Raw genomic sequence first — 14,794 nt, forward strand, 5'->3', positions numbered from 1 at the left:
GCGCCCCTCATCCCTGCTGCACGCGTTGCGCACGCGCGGCCAGACGCGGCCGCGTGCGTTCGAGCGGGCCGAGCCGGCCGAACAGGCCGTCCGCGACGCCGAACAGGATGCCGGCGAGCTTCGCGCGCTTGTCGCGTTCGACGAGCGCGATCTGCACGACCTGCCATAGCGTCAACAGGTTCGGCACGATCGCTACCGGAAAGCGCAACCCGTACTGCATCCCGAGCTGCACCGCATTGCGCGCGCTGTAGTAGCGCCGTTGCCACGAGTGATTCATCGACGTCATTTCAAAAGGGCCAAGCGCATGACGCTGCTTTGCGCCGATCCGGTGCGGCAGCACCAGCGACGGCACGACATAGAGCGGCACGTTGCGCGACAACGCGCGGAAACTGTATTCGGTATCGACGTGATCGATGAACAGCGTCTCGTCGAAGCGGCCGAGCACGTCGAACGCGTCGCGCGACACGACGCAGCCCGACGAAATCAGGAACGCGCAGCGCTGCAACGGCGCGCCCGGCTCGATGCGCAGGCGGCGCAGCCCGATCCCGTTGGTCGACAGTTCGGGCAGGAAGCTGCGCGCGTTTTCGTCGAAGATGCGCGGGCCGGCCAGGAACGCGCGCCTGCCAAGCCCCGCGCAGACTTCGCGCATCGCGGGAAAATATGCGGCCGGCACCGACGAATCCTGGTCGAACAGCGCGACGGCATCGACGCGATCGCGAAACAGCGCCGCGAGCCCCGCGTTGTACGCGCCCGCGATCCCGCCGCGATTGCCGTGATGCAGCAGCGCGATGCCTTCGCGCGCGCACAGCTCGCGGGCCCGCGTATCGGGCTGCGGCGTGTTGTCGACGACGAGCAGCGCGTCGCACGCGTGCCGCCATGCGCGGAGCGCGTCGAGCTGGGCATCGCTCGGGTGATACAGGATCACGAGTGCGCCGAGTGTCGTCATGTTCCTCTCCTCAATGCCCGAACGACGCCGCCGCGCCGCGCTTCGGCCGCGTCAGCCACATCATGGCCGCGAGGGCGAGACACGTCATGCTCGCCATCCAGAACATGTCGTTGGTCGCCATCATGTACGCCTGCTGCATCACGACCTGGTGCAGCGTGGACAGCTCGCGCACGCCGTCCACGCCCATCGCGTTCAGCGTGTGCACGAAGCGCTGCGTGTTCGCCGACGCGTGCGTGACGGATTGCGACACGACGTCGTAGTGATAGGTCGCGCGGTTGTCCCACAGCGTCACGCTCATTGCGGTGCCGAACGCGGCGGACAGCGTACGCAGGAAGTTCGACAGGCTCGACGCGGCCGCGAGCCGGTCGTCCGGGATGCGCGACAGCGTCGCGGCGGTCAGCGGAATGAAGAAGCACGGCAGCCCGATCCCCTGGATCAGCCCCGGCGCGGCGATCTGCGCGAACGTCATCTTCAGCGTGAAATGCGCGTCCCACGCGAGCACGGCCGCGAACACGAGGAAGCCGAAGGTCGCGAGCACGCGCGCGTCGAAGCGATGCGCATGCAGCCCGACGAGGATCGAGAACACCAGCGCGAGCACGCCGAGCGACGCCGTGGCGAGCCCCGCGTGAAACGCGTTGTAGCCCATCACGGCCTGCATCCACAGCGGAAACACGACGCCGACCACCGAGAAGCTCATCATCCCGAGCGAGATGATCAGCACACAGAACGAGAACGTGCGATCGCGGAACAGGCTGAGATCGACGACGGGATGCGCTTCGCCTGCCTCCCAGATCAGCAGCGACACGATCGAGAGCGCCGCGACCACTGCGAGCGTGACGATCAGCGGCGAGCCGAACCAGCCGCGATCGTGGCCGAGATCGAGCATCGCCTGCAGCGAGCCGACGCCGATCACGAGCAGCACGATGCCCGGCACGTCGATCGGGCCGGCCTCGCCACGTTGCGCGTCGGGGCGCAGCATCGCGGTGCAGACCGCGAACGAGAACAGCCCGATCGGCAAATTGATCAGGAAGATCCACGGCCACGAGAAGTTGTCGACGATCCAGCCGCCGACCACCGGCCCGAAGATCGGCGCGAGCAGCACCGTCATCGCCCACAGCGCGAGTGCGATCGTGCGCTTGTCCGGCGGGAACGTGCGCAGCAGGATCGTCTGCGACAGCGGCACCATCGGCCCGGAAAACAGCCCCTGCAGCGCGCGGCAGACCACCAGCACGTGCAGGTCGCGCGCGAGCCCGCACAGCAGCGACGTCAGCGTGAACAGCAGGATCGCGCCGACAAACAGCCGCAACTCGCCGACGCGGCGCGCGAGCCAGCCCGTCAGCGGCACCGCGATCGCGGCCGCGACCGAATACGAGCTGATCACCCACGTGCCCTGGCTGTTCGATACGCCGAGACTGCCGGAGATCGCCGGCACCGCGACGTTCGTCACGGTCGAGTCGAGCACCTCGATGAAGGTCGCGAGCGACAGCGCGAACGTCAGCAGCGCGAGCCGGATGCCGCGCACCGGCCGCGCGGCCGGCGCAGGCGCCGGCGCCGGCGCGTCGAACGCGGACGGCGCGACCGGCCCGTCGTGAAGCGGCGACGCGGTGCTCATGCGCCGGCCACCGCGACATCGGCCCGCGCGCGCGCCCGCCCGCGCTTCGGCACGAACCGTTCGATGAAATCGGCGGCCGCGTTGCAGCCGTCCGGCGCGGCCGCGAGCAGCGCACGCGTACGCGCCGCATGCACCGCGAACGCGGGTTCGTCGAGCACGCGCGCGAGCGCCGCGCCGAGCCGCGCGCCGTCGATCGGGCCGTCGACGCGCACGCCGCAGCCGTTCGCGACGACGCGTTGCGCGTTGTCGAACTGATCGTGCGCGAACGGCGTGACGACTTGCACGATGCCGGCTTCGCACGCGAGCGCCGCCGTGCCGATCCCGCCGTGATGCACGAGCGCGCGGCAGCGCGGCAGCAGCGTGCGCATCGGCACGAAGCGCCGCACGAGCAAGCGGTCACTGTCCGGCGCCGCATCGTGCGGCGTCAGCAGGATCCCGCGCGCGCCGGTCGTGCGCAGCGCGTCCGCCACCGCGCGCGCGTATGCCGCGTGATCGACGCGTGTCGAACCGGCCGTGAACACGACCGGGGGTTCACCGGCCGCGAGATACGCATCGAGTGCCACATCGTCTTCGGAGGTCGCAATATCGTTGAACAACGGGAAACCGCTTTGCAGATGATTCGACGGCCAGTCCGGCTGCGGTGGCGCGAACCAGCCGGGAAACAGGCACAGCACGCCGTCGGTCGAATGCAGCCAGCGGCCCAGCACGCGCTGCGCGGGCGCAAGCCCGAGCGCGCGGCGCACCGCGTTGAGCGCGGGGCCGCACGTGCGATCGAGCACCTGCCGCTCGATCAGCGTCATCAGCGCCGCCTTCACGGGCAGCGGCCAGCGCGCGGGAATCGTCAGGCGCGGGTGCGTCGGCGGCGCATGCGCGGACAGCAGCGTCGACGGCGACACCTGCACCGACACGTACGGCGTGCCGTGCAGCTCCTGCATGAAGCGCGCGGAGAACGCCCACAGCGTGCCGACGAGCACCGTATCGTCGTCGGTCAGCGCACGCAGCGCGTCGTAATGCGGGCGCAGCGTGGGCGCGATGACCGCCCACAGCGTGCGAAACGACGTGCGCGAATCCCACAGCGCGGGGTTCGCCATCGCGGCCTCGTAGTCGGCCGCGGTGCCGATCGGCACGAAGGCGAACCCGCAACGGCGCACGACCGCCTCGAACGGCACATGCGTGCAGAACACGACGTCGTGACCGCGCGCGGCGAGCGTGCGTGCGACGCCGAGCAGCGGATGCACGTCGCCCGCCGAGCCGATCGCGGTCACGATCATCTTCGCCATCGCGTGCCTCGCGGGGTTCAGTAGAAGCCGGGAATCAGCGCCGCGACTTCGCGACGGTACTGCGTGTACGCCGGCCCGAAATACCCGGTCAGCCAGCTTTCCTCGACGCGCACCTTGTACGCGAGCGACGCGAACACGAGCAGCACGCCGATCGCACCGCGCCATTCGCCGCCGATCAGCGCCGCGCCGACGAGCGCGATCAGGCAGCCCGTATAGATCGGGTGACGCACGAGCCCATACGGCCCCGTGCGGACGAGCTCATGGTCTTCCTTCAGTGTGACCGACACGCTCCAGTTCGTGCCGAGGTGCAGCCGCGCCCACACCGAGAACAGCAGGCCGGCCACCAGCACCGCGAGCCCGCACTGCGCCTGCAGGCCGAAGCGCTGCCAGTCCGGCACGAGCGCCTGCCACGACGGATCGGGCAGGATGATCAGCGCGCCGCCGACGATCAGCGGAATCGACTGCAACGTGCGCGAGCGCGACGCTTCCTTGCGCACGGTCGTCTTCACGCCTTGCGAAGTGGCGATCCAGTAGGCGAGCCACACGGCCCACGGAACGACGATGGCGATGGTCTGAACGATATTCACGGCGGGCCTGCCTCGTTGGGATGGGAATTCGGGAGCGCCGCGCGTACCGGACGCACGGCGTGCGGCGTCACGACGACAACGCGTGCATCGGTGCGGGCACGCACGACTGCGCGGCGGCGAGCGCCATGCCGGCGGCGAGCGACGCCCCGCCGCAGAAAAAGTCGAGCAACGCCGAACGCGTGTATTCGCGCTGCGCGCGGCCTTCGATGTCGAGGAAGTGGCCGGCGTCCGGCACCGTCGCGAACCGGGCGCGCGGCACGTGCGCGCCGAGCTGGCGCACGTCGGCGGGCGTCGTGTATTCGTCGCGCTCGCCGTTCAGGAACAGCAGCTCGCAGCCGATGTTCGAGAACTCGCTGAGGTAGCGCTCCGGCTGCAGCGACAGGATCTGGTCGACGTGGAACGCGACCTGGTCCTGCTCGTCGCGCGGCAGGCGCGTGAGATACCGGTAGTTGTACAGCTTCATGATGCGCGGCAGGTAGCGGCCGACGGTGTCGTTCAGCAGCTGCGCGGCCTTCAGGTTCTCGCCGGCCGCGATGTGGTCGCGGGCGCGCGTCACGTAGTCGACCATCGCGTCGTTCAGGAACGGCGAGAACGAGCAGATCGCCGCGCGCCGCACGCTCGGGCAGCCGCGTGCAAGCGCGAACAGCGACGCGACGCCGCCCCACGACACCGACACGAGGTACGCCGGCGCGAAGCGCTCGACCAGGTGCTGCAGGATCGCGGCTTCGTCGTCCTTCGTCAGGATGAAGCAGCCCGGGTTGTGCTGGCGCGACTGCCCCGCATACGGCAGGTCGAAGCAGATCGTGTTCATCCGCTCGCCGAGATACTGGACGGTCTGCCCGAACGACGCGGTCGTCGCGAGCGCGCCGTTGACGAGCATCGCCGTGTCGAACGCCGGGTCGAACACGTTCCGTTCGACATAGACCTTCAGACCATTCGGCAATGGGACCACGTGTTTTTCGGTCAGCATCGTCGTTCTCCGGTGGATGCGGCGTCTCGACGTCGCGGCATGCTGCAGGTGCGCAATGACTGCGCCGGTGTGTCACGCGCGATCCGAATCGCGCGATTGGCCAATGCACCGCGGCAATACCGGCGGCATCGATTCATTCCTCGTAGTGCGGCGCCATACTAATACGGACAATATTACTGACTCAAGTCATTCCAACGATAACCTCTACTCCGTTAGGAAATGCGGCAGATTCAAATTATTCCCACATTTTTTATGGTAAGCGGAATTCGGTCGAGGGCGGCCGCAATCGTTTGCGGAGCGGCAGTCGATCCCCGTTTATTTGACGAACTTTCATTTATAATCAATACGTTATTTCTTTTCATTCGCCCATTTCAAACGGACTTTCATGAATGAATCGTGACGCCGTCTCGCGCATCGACTTCCGCGTTTAAACAAATATCACACAGCTCATTACTCTTTCATTCCGTAATCGATTCGACACCTGCAACGATTAACCGGATTGAGTGCTCGCTTCAGGAAGCGTTTTAAACAAACTCCACCTTTTTTAAACATCTTTCAATTATTTTTCCGCACCTGCACAACGCGCGATCGGAGGTCCCATTCACCTGCCGCTCACCTGCCCGGTACCCGCCGTCGCCGTCAGACCCCGATTTTTTGTTGATTGAACGATCAATAAAAAACCGCTAAGCTCTCGACTTCCATGGACGGCCCGTCCGGGCGAAAGGAGTCGCGATGCCGAAAGTCGGAATGCGGGAGATTCGCCGCGCACAGTTGATCGACGCCACGCTGCGCTCGATCGACGAGGCGGGCCTGCCCGGCACGACGCTCGCATCGGTCGCGCAACGCGCGAACATCTCGACGGGCATCGTCAGCCACTACTTCGGCGACAAGGACGGCCTGCTCGAAGCGACGATGCGGCACGTGCTGCGCGACCTCTGGTCGGCCACCACGCGCCGCCGCGTGGCGGCACGCAAGGATCCGCGCGCCCGGCTGCGCGCGATCGTCGCCGCGAACTTCGACGACACGCAGGTCAGCGCGCCCGTGATGAAGACCTGGCTCGCGTTCTGGTCGCAGAGCATGCACGACCCGATGCTCAAGCGCCTGCAGCACGTCAACACGCGGCGCCTCCACTCGAACCTGTGCGCCGAATTCGCGAAGGCGTTGCCGCGCACGCAAGCGCGCGAAGCCGCCAGCGGCCTCGCCGCGCTGATCGACGGCCTGTGGCTGCGCGGTGCACTCGCCGGCGGCCCGATCGACACCCGGGCTGCATTGAAGCTCGCCCACGATTACATCGACCTGCTGCTCGCGTCCGACTGACGCGCGACGCAGTCGCCCTCAAGGAGATCCTCATGTCCGTATTCGGTTTGCAGCGCCTCTACATCGGCGGCGGTTACGTCGACGCCACGAGCGGCAAGACTTTCGACACCTTCGATCCCGCCACCGGCGAACTGCTCGCGCAGGTCCAGCAGGCCAGCGCGGCCGACGTCGACCGCGCGGTGGCGTCCGCGCAGGAAGGCCAGCGTGAATGGGCCGCGCTGACCGCGATGCAGCGCTCGCGCATCCTGCGCCGCGCGGTCGACCTGCTGCGCGAGCGCAACGACGAACTCGCGGCGCTGGAAACGCGCGACACGGGCAAGCCGATCGGCGAGACGCTCGCGGTCGACATCGTCACCGGCGCGGACGTGATCGAGTACTACGCGGGCCTCGCGACCGCGATCGAAGGGCTGCAGGTGCCGCTGCGCGCCGAGTCGTTCGTCTACACGCGCCGCGAGCCGCTCGGCGTGTGCGCGGGCATCGGCGCGTGGAACTACCCGATCCAGATCGCGTGCTGGAAGACGGCCCCCGCGCTCGCGGCCGGCAACGCGATGGTGTTCAAGCCGAGCGAAGTCACGCCGCTCACCGCGTTGAAGCTCGCGGAAATCTATACGGAAGCCGGCGTGCCGGCCGGCGTGTTCAACGTCGTGCAGGGCGACGGCTCGGTCGGCGCACTGCTGACGGGCCACCCGGACATCGCGAAGGTGTCGTTCACCGGCGGCGTCGAAACCGGCAAGAAGGTGATGTCGCTGGCCGGCGCATCGTCGCTGAAGGAAGTGACGATGGAGCTCGGCGGCAAGTCGCCGCTGATCGTGTTCGACGATGCGGACCTCGACCGAGCCGCCGACATCGCGGTGACCGCCAACTTCTTCAGCTCGGGCCAGGTCTGCACGAACGGCACGCGCGTGTTCGTGCACCGTTCGGTCAAGGACGCGTTCACGCAAAAGGTGCTCGAACGCGTGAAGCGCATCCGTGTCGGCAAGCCGACCGATGCCGAGACCAACTTCGGCCCGCTCGTGTCGGCCGCGCAGCTCGACAAGGTGCTCGGCTTCATCGAAAGCGGCAAGGCCGAAGGCGCGAAGCTGCTCGCGGGCGGCACGCGCCTGACCGACGGCCACTTCGGCAGCGGCCAGTACGTCGCGCCGACCGTGTTCGGCGATTGCCGCGACGACATGAAGATCGTCCGCGAGGAAATCTTCGGGCCGGTGATGAGCATCCTCGATTTCGAATCGGAGGACGAAGTGATCGCCCGCGCGAACGACACGCACTACGGGCTCGCGGCCGGCGTCGTGACCGAGAACCTGTCGCGCGCGCACCGCACGATCCATCGCCTCGAAGCCGGCATCTGCTGGATCAACACGTGGGGCGAATCGCCGGCGGAGATGCCGGTTGGCGGATACAAGCAATCCGGTGTCGGACGCGAGAACGGCATCACGACGCTCGAGCACTACACTCGAATCAAGTCGGTGCAGGTCGAGCTCGGCCGCTACAACCCGGTGTTTTAAGGATCACGAAAGGAGACTGACCGTCATGACGACACGCGAATACGACTACATCATCTGCGGCGCGGGTTCCGCGGGCAACGTGCTCGCAACGCGCCTGACGGAAGATCCGGACGTGACGGTGCTGCTGCTCGAAGCGGGTGGCCCCGACTACCGCTTCGACTTCCGCACGCAGATGCCGGCCGCCCTCGCCTATCCGCTGCAGGGCCGCCGCTACAACTGGGCCTACGAAACCGACCCCGAGCCGCACATGGACAACCGCCGGATGGAATGCGGCCGCGGCAAGGGGCTCGGCGGCTCGTCGCTGATCAACGGCATGTGCTACATCCGCGGCAACGCGCTCGACTACGACAACTGGTCGACGCACAAGGGCCTCGAGAACTGGACGTATCTCGACTGCCTGCCGTACTTCAAGAAAGCCGAAACGCGCGACGTCGGCCCGAACGACTATCACGGCGGCAGCGGCCCCGTGTCGGTCACGACCAGCAAGCCGGGCGTGAACCCGCTGTTCGAGGCGATGGTCGATGCAGGCGTGCAGGCCGGCTATCCGCGCACCGACGACCTGAACGGCTATCAGCAGGAAGGTTTCGGCCCGATGGATCGCACCGTCACGCCGAAGGGCCGCCGCGCCAGCACCGCGCGCGGCTACCTCGACCAGGCGAAGGTGCGCTCGAACCTCGAGATCGTCACGCACGCGCTCGCCGATCGCATCCTGTTCGACGGCAAGCGCGCGTCGGGCGTCACGTACCTGCGCGGCAGCGAACGCGCGACCGCGCATGCGCGCCGCGAAGTGCTCGTGTGCAGCGGCGCGATCGCGTCGCCGCAGCTGCTGCAACGCTCGGGCGTCGGCCCCGGTGCATGGCTGAAGGAACTCGACATTCCCGTCGTGCTCGACCTGCCCGGCGTCGGCCAGAACCTGCAGGATCACCTGGAGATGTACATCCAGTACGAGTGCAAGGAGCCGGTCTCGCTGTACCCGGCGCTCAAGTGGTGGAACCAGCCGAAGATCGGCCTCGAATGGATGCTGAACGGCACCGGCCTCGGCGCGAGCAACCACTTCGAGGCGGGCGGTTTCATCCGCACGCGCGACGACGATCTGTGGCCGAACATCCAGTATCACTTCCTGCCTGTCGCGATCAACTACAACGGCTCGAACGCGATCGAGATGCACGGCTTCCAGGCGCACGTCGGCTCGATGCGCTCGCCGAGCCGCGGCCGCGTGAAGCTGCGCTCGCGCGATCCGAACGACCATCCGAGCATCCTGTTCAACTACATGGCCGAAGCGCTCGACTGGCGCGAGTTCCGCGACGCGATCCGTGCGACACGCGAGATCATGCGGCAGCCCGCGCTCGATCGATATCGCGGCCGCGAACTGAATCCGGGTGCGGACTGCAAGTCCGACAAGGAACTCGACGCGTTCGTGCGGGCTCGCGCGGAGACCGCGTTCCATCCGTCGTGCTCGTGCAAGATGGGTTACGACGACATGGCCGTGGTCGATGAAGAAGGCCGCGTGCACGGGCTCGAAGGGCTGCGCGTCGTCGATGCGTCGATCATGCCGATCATCACGACCGGCAACCTCAATGCGCCGACGATCATGATCGCCGAGAAAATCGCGGACAAGATTCGCGGGCGCAAGCCGCTTGCGCGCGTGGACGTGCCTTACTTCGTCGCGAATGGCGCAATGGCCCGCAATATCGCGAAGGCGGTGCGGCAGCCGGAGACGGTCTGACGGCGGCGGGCGTGGTGCCCGCGTATCGACGTACTGACGAAACGCCGCCGACAGCCATTGTCGGCGGCGTTTTGCATGGGATCGTCAGCCGCTGTTCACTTCCCGCTTCAAGCGCTCGACGTCGACGTTTTTCAAGTAGTTCGTAATGTTCTGCCAGATCGGATGGAACCCGTAGCCGCCGTGCTGCAGTTCATCGAGCGCCTGCTCGCGCGTCCAGCCCTGATACACCATCCGGTACAACGCCGACACGAGGCCGGTGCGATCGGCGCCGTGCTGGCAGTGGATCAGCACCGGGCCGTCCTGGTCGGCCGTGCGCAGCGCCTTCAGCGCGGTCACCATGTCCTCGTCGCGGATGTCCCACGTGTTGATCCGGATGCGCTGCATCCTGATCTGCGTGCCGGCCAGGATGGCGTCGTCCGCGTGAAACGAACGGAAGCTGATGACCTTGCGGATGCCGAGCTTCTGCAGTTCCGGCACGTCCGAGCGCGACAGCTGGGCGCTGCGATACAGCGTCGGCGTGATGCGGTGCAGGTTGTTCACATGCGCATCGGTCACGCTCTGTGCCCATTTGATCGGCCGGGCGGACACCTCGGAGGCCGGGTCCGCGTGGGCCGGCTGTACGCGCCCGGCAAACGCGACGGCGATCGCGGCAATGATGGCGATTTTCATGTCGGGTCGGAGATCAATAGAAGGCGCGCTTGCGCTCGCGGGAAACGACGAACAGCACGATCGCGGCGGCGCTCATCGTCCAGTAGTCGGTCGGGGCCACGCCCAGCCAGTGGATATGCCACGGCACGTTCGCCGGATTGAAGCGGGCCAGGCCATACGCCGGATTCAGCACGAACCACAGGAAATCCTCGGTCAGCCAGAACACCATGATGCACGCGATGATCCGCGCTTCGATGCGCCACGACCACCGTCCGTTGAATACGGCCGGCAGGTGAAAGAACAGCGCGACGAACGGGAACACCCATGCGTGGTAGCCGGTCATCGGCCGCCCGCCCCAGAAGAGGTCGAGCAGCCAGTGATGCTCGATGCGCCACGTCGGCAGGTTGGCGGCCCAGCCCGCGCTGCCTTCGATCTGGATCTCGACGTGCGCGAAGAAGTACGCGAGCAGCACGACCCATGCAACGACGAACACCGTATGACGCGTCGGCACAAAGCGTGCGCCGCTCATGCGGCCGGCTCCAGGCCCAGCACGCGATCGAGCACGAAGCGGCCGGCGAGCGGCCGCCCGAGCGGCGCGAGACGGCGGCGCATGTCGGCGAGACGCTCGGGCGTCTGCAGTAACGCGCGGATCCGGTAGACGAGCGCATCGTCGTCGATCGCCTTCAGCGCGACGCCCTGTTCGAGCAGGAAATCCGCGTTGCGCTCTTCCTGGCCCGGAATCGGCGAGTTGACGATCATCGGCAGTTGCATCGCCAGACACTCGGACGTCGTCAGGCCGCCCGGCTTCGTGATCACGAGATCGGCGCAGGCCATCAGGCGCTCGACCTGCTGCGTGAAGCCCTGCGGAAACAGCCGGCCCGGGTGTTGCGCGGCGAGTTCCTGCAACGACGCCAGCATCGCCTTGTTCTTGCCGGCCAGCGCGATCAGCTGGAAGTCGGCCTCCATCTCCAGCAGGCGTGCGGCCAGCACGTCGAGCCCGCCGAGACCCGCGCCGCCGGACATCATCAGGAAAGTCCGGCGCGCGGGATCGAGGCCGAATTCGGCCGCGCAGGCCGCGCGATCGAGCGGCTGGCCGAACGCCGGCATGATCGGGATGCCGCTGACGTGTACCGTGTCGGGCGCCATGCCGCGCGCATGCATGCGCCACGCGATCTCGTCGTTGGCCGCGAAATAGCCGCGCATGTTCGGCACGACCCACATGCTGTGCAGGTCGAAATCGGTGACCTGCACCCACACCGGCGTGTCGACGCGCCCCTTGCGGATCTCACGCGACAGCAGCTCGGCGGGCAGGAAATGCGTGCAGATGATCGCGTCCGGGCGCTGTCGTTCGATCTCCGCGAGCAGTGCCCGGCAATTGAGCCGCTCGATCGCGCGCCGGATCTTCTGCGACGGCGCGGCGGGATCGACTTCGTCGGTCTTCTGGTACAGGTAGCCCCACAGCGCGGGCTGGCTGCTGACGAGCTTGATGTAGAGATCGGTGTACAGCTTGCGGAAACCGGTGGATACGAAATCCATCACGTCCAGGTGGGTGGCTTCGATGCCGGCGGGATGATGCTCGGCAAACGCGCGGATCGCTTCGGCCGCCCGGGTATGGCCGGCGCCGGCGCTGACGCTCAGGAGGAGGATCTTCTTGTTTTGCTTTGACATCTGACTGACCGTTTCGAAAGGTTTGATCCGGATGCTGAGTCTGCGTGAGCGATTGCGAGGTTCAGCGACATCGAATGACGTGAATCGCCATTGCCGACCGCTTCCGGATCATACTTCGTCCGGATTCCGGCGTGCGGTCCCGCTCGGTCGTCCGAGTTTAGACGGTCGTCAGTCTGACATGTCCGCGTGCGAGTGAAGACGCCGATCGAACGATTCGGGACGGCAGACGAATCGCCACGAAACCCGTGCGGAGCCGACACGATCTCTGCCGACAATCCTTCGTCAGCGGAGATCGCACTTGTCCCTCTGCGCGTTGCGAGGAGGCGGGTTGCGGCCCTCCAGGCGCGCGATCGCGTCGGCCGGATGCGTGTCAGGCCGCGCGCGCTTCGAACTGATCCACCACGGCGAGCGTTGCCGCCGATACCATTTCCAGGCATTCGCAGACGTCATTTGCATCCCGCGATCGGGGCACACGCCGTCGGCGATGTCTTCGCAGTAGAGCCGCGCGGCAAGATGAAGCTGCCACTCGTGGAAAGCTTCCGCGACGATCCAGCCGACCGTGGCGCCCCACAGCATGAGCGCCCATTGAAGCGGGACGGAACTGCCGAGATCCAATGCGGCAAGCCATCCGACGACGGTCGTATAGAGCGCGCATGCCACGATTCCGCTCCAGCAGGAGACGAGCAGCAGATACGGCTTGAGCATGGGTCGGCGTCGAGCGTTGCCGTTGTATGCTGGGCCTGCATCGTCGTTGCGTGATCGGCGCCTGCTCACGCCTGCTCCGTCGAACATCGCAACCTGTCGTCAAAGTCGTCTTCCACCACACGGCGCCGTACCCAGCACCCGACGATCGTCAGCAAAGCGCTCAGTCCATACACCACACTGGCCCCCAGGAACCAGGTGTCGGAGGCACCCGCCGCATAGAACAGAAACAGGGACATGGCCAGGCCGCAGGTCAGGCCGATGAAAACGGACACATCGAGGACACGAACGCTTGCCTCGCTAACGCGTGGAACAGGCGTGCTCCGGGTCCCGACCAGATTCAGCGTCACGTCCTGACCTTGCGGCGACGCGACCAGTTGAGCGCCCTGCCCGTGTTCCACCATTTGCGCCGCGAGCGCCAGGAGTAGCCATGCACTCACCGGGCCGGGTTCACCGATCGCACCGTCCAGATCGTGTTCGGCCAGGTTGAGACCGGCGTCCTTGATCGCACCGCTCGTCGCGTGGCGGCTCTGTCGCGACAACCCGCTGGACCAGCCGTGCCGGATGCGTGCACGGGCTGTCTGTTCGACCGACAGCAGTCTTTCCAGCGCGTCCGCGACGGAGTCGGATGGTGTCGAAATCGGGCGAAACACGCGAGCCTGCGGCTTGAGTTTCCCCTTGAACGCCGCGACGACCTTAGGAGGAGCAAGCAGCATCGCAGTGGCTATCTCCGAGCAGGACGGCTCCTTTCCCTCGATGTGCAACTGGCAACCGAGTACCAACCGGACACTCGACCCCAGGCCCGGATCGAACCACTGCTCCGGCTGATCGACCTTTCCGTCGAACGGCGCCCATCGGAGATCGGCGAGATCGGACAAACCCAGTTTCCGCCACACTGCCTGAAGTTCGGCCGCATGTTGCGGATCATCGGAATGCAGGATCACATCGAAGACGCAGGTATCCGCGAGGTTCGAAATGTGCGCGGTGAGCGGCTTGATCAACTGCTCGATCACCTGCGCCATGCGCGATACGCCCGCCGAAACAACCAGCTCGGGCAAGGCCATGATCTTGCCCGGATTCATCGGTGCCCTCCCTTCGAGCCCGAGCAGACGTTCCGCCAGATCGGGTTCGGGTGTCAGCACCACGCTGCCCAGTATCGCCACGTGGGCACACGTCCATTCTCGCCGTCGGGCATGGTGTAGCCGGCACAGATGGTTCCACCAGTCGACCCGTGCGACCCAGTCCTCGTAACGGCTATAGATCCACGCGCTGATGCCACCCCAGAAGAGCAGCGGAATCAACACGGCGCGCCCGAAGAACGCGCCGGAGATCATCGACTTACCCTGCTCCCAGTTGAGGACTGTTATGACGATGCCCGCAACCTGGATGACGACGAACGCGATCACGTACCACCAGATCGACGGCGGCTTGCCGTACTGGTATTCGGCGACATCGGAAACAGTCCATTTCATTTTCATAAGAGTCTCACCCCGGTACCGCTGGCGATGACTTCGCTGCCACAGGCTGTACGGCAACGGTTGAGCGCCCACCCTCGGCCGCCTTCGTTATAGCCTTCGCCGGATTCAACGATGCGGTTGTCGCCGTGCTCGGGGCACGACACGATGTCGTGATGCAGGGCAATCTTGCTGCCGTCGAGGATGAAGGTCGAGGAAGCGGTTTTGACGACGCCTCCGTGTGTGGTGGAGTCGCCGAGGCGAACGGGGATTTTCATCGGTAGTGGATCCGTTGGGTAAATGCATGCTTGGATGCGGTTGCAGGCACTCCACGGCGAGACCAGAGTTTCCGGTGGCGATTCGGCCTGCGGCTCTCGCGCAG

14 protein-coding genes are annotated in these 14,794 nt (G+C 66.2%); 3 read left to right on the plus strand and 11 right to left on the minus strand.

What is annotated here, in order from left to right; translation table 11 throughout:
• Positions 1-7: 7 nt before the first annotated feature.
• The 5 genes from CFB41_RS28535 to CFB41_RS28555 all read right to left on the minus strand — a co-directional run bounded on the left by CFB41_RS28535 (position 8) and on the right by CFB41_RS28555 (position 5,395).
• On the minus strand, positions 8-946 hold the full coding sequence (locus CFB41_RS28535; RefSeq protein WP_089458768.1) for a glycosyltransferase family 2 protein: 939 nt from the start codon (positions 944-946) through the stop codon (positions 8-10).
• 10 nt (positions 947-956) lie between these two features.
• The gene (locus CFB41_RS28540) at positions 957-2,558 is read right to left on the minus strand and encodes a DHA2 family efflux MFS transporter permease subunit (RefSeq protein WP_089458769.1); all 1,602 of its coding nucleotides are present in this window, start codon (positions 2,556-2,558) and stop codon (positions 957-959) included.
• Positions 2,555-3,838 (minus strand): glycosyltransferase, encoded by a 1,284-nt coding sequence (locus tag CFB41_RS28545; RefSeq protein ID WP_089458770.1) that lies wholly within the window; start codon positions 3,836-3,838, stop codon positions 2,555-2,557. The genes CFB41_RS28540 and CFB41_RS28545 overlap by 4 nt, the downstream gene beginning before the upstream one ends.
• Positions 3,839-3,855: 17 nt before the next feature.
• A complete protein-coding gene (locus tag CFB41_RS28550; RefSeq protein ID WP_046549619.1) occupies positions 3,856-4,425 on the minus strand; it encodes an isoprenylcysteine carboxylmethyltransferase family protein in 570 nt (189 codons plus the stop codon).
• Between the two features lie 67 nt (positions 4,426-4,492).
• The gene (locus CFB41_RS28555; RefSeq protein ID WP_089441755.1) at positions 4,493-5,395 is read right to left on the minus strand and encodes an alpha/beta fold hydrolase; all 903 of its coding nucleotides are present in this window, start codon (positions 5,393-5,395) and stop codon (positions 4,493-4,495) included.
• Between the two features lie 732 nt (positions 5,396-6,127).
• Between CFB41_RS28555 and betI the strand changes: the two genes are divergently transcribed.
• The 3 genes from betI to betA are packed head-to-tail and all read left to right on the plus strand — an operon-like array spanning position 6,128 to position 9,940.
• Complete coding sequence (gene betI / locus CFB41_RS28565) at positions 6,128-6,712, plus strand: transcriptional regulator BetI (protein WP_046549621.1); 585 nt, start codon at positions 6,128-6,130, stop codon at positions 6,710-6,712.
• A 32-nt stretch (positions 6,713-6,744) separates the two neighbouring features.
• Positions 6,745-8,214, plus strand: a complete 1,470-nt coding sequence (gene betB / locus CFB41_RS28570) for a betaine-aldehyde dehydrogenase (protein WP_089458771.1) — start codon at positions 6,745-6,747, stop codon at positions 8,212-8,214.
• A gap of 25 nt (positions 8,215-8,239) precedes the next feature.
• Complete coding sequence (gene betA, locus CFB41_RS28575; protein ID WP_089458772.1) at positions 8,240-9,940, plus strand: choline dehydrogenase; 1,701 nt, start codon at positions 8,240-8,242, stop codon at positions 9,938-9,940.
• An 84-nt stretch (positions 9,941-10,024) separates the two neighbouring features.
• On the opposite strand, the gene CFB41_RS28580 is transcribed toward betA, so the two are convergent.
• From CFB41_RS28580 to CFB41_RS28605, 6 genes are all read right to left on the minus strand, one after another.
• Positions 10,025-10,609, minus strand: a complete 585-nt coding sequence (locus CFB41_RS28580) for a dual specificity protein phosphatase family protein (RefSeq protein ID WP_089458773.1) — start codon at positions 10,607-10,609, stop codon at positions 10,025-10,027.
• 13 nt (positions 10,610-10,622) lie between these two features.
• Complete coding sequence (locus tag CFB41_RS28585; protein ID WP_089458774.1) at positions 10,623-11,117, minus strand: hypothetical protein; 495 nt, start codon at positions 11,115-11,117, stop codon at positions 10,623-10,625.
• Positions 11,114-12,256 (minus strand): glycosyltransferase, encoded by a 1,143-nt coding sequence (locus CFB41_RS28590; protein WP_089458775.1) that lies wholly within the window; start codon positions 12,254-12,256, stop codon positions 11,114-11,116. Before CFB41_RS28590 ends, CFB41_RS28585 begins: the two co-directional genes overlap by 4 nt.
• Positions 12,257-12,538: 282 nt before the next feature.
• Positions 12,539-12,961: a hypothetical protein gene (locus tag CFB41_RS28595; RefSeq protein ID WP_089458776.1), complete on the minus strand. Its 423-nt coding sequence runs from the start codon at positions 12,959-12,961 to the stop codon at positions 12,539-12,541.
• Between the two features lie 65 nt (positions 12,962-13,026).
• The gene (locus CFB41_RS28600) at positions 13,027-14,436 is read right to left on the minus strand and encodes a hypothetical protein (RefSeq protein ID WP_089458777.1); all 1,410 of its coding nucleotides are present in this window, start codon (positions 14,434-14,436) and stop codon (positions 13,027-13,029) included.
• Positions 14,433-14,690: a PAAR domain-containing protein gene (locus tag CFB41_RS28605; RefSeq protein WP_089458778.1), complete on the minus strand. Its 258-nt coding sequence runs from the start codon at positions 14,688-14,690 to the stop codon at positions 14,433-14,435. The genes CFB41_RS28600 and CFB41_RS28605 overlap by 4 nt, the downstream gene beginning before the upstream one ends.
• Between the last annotated feature and the right edge of the window lie 104 nt (positions 14,691-14,794).

The sequence above is a fragment of the Burkholderia sp. AU33803 genome (genome assembly GCF_002223095.1).
Taxonomy (GTDB): Bacteria; Pseudomonadota; Gammaproteobacteria; order Burkholderiales; family Burkholderiaceae; genus Burkholderia.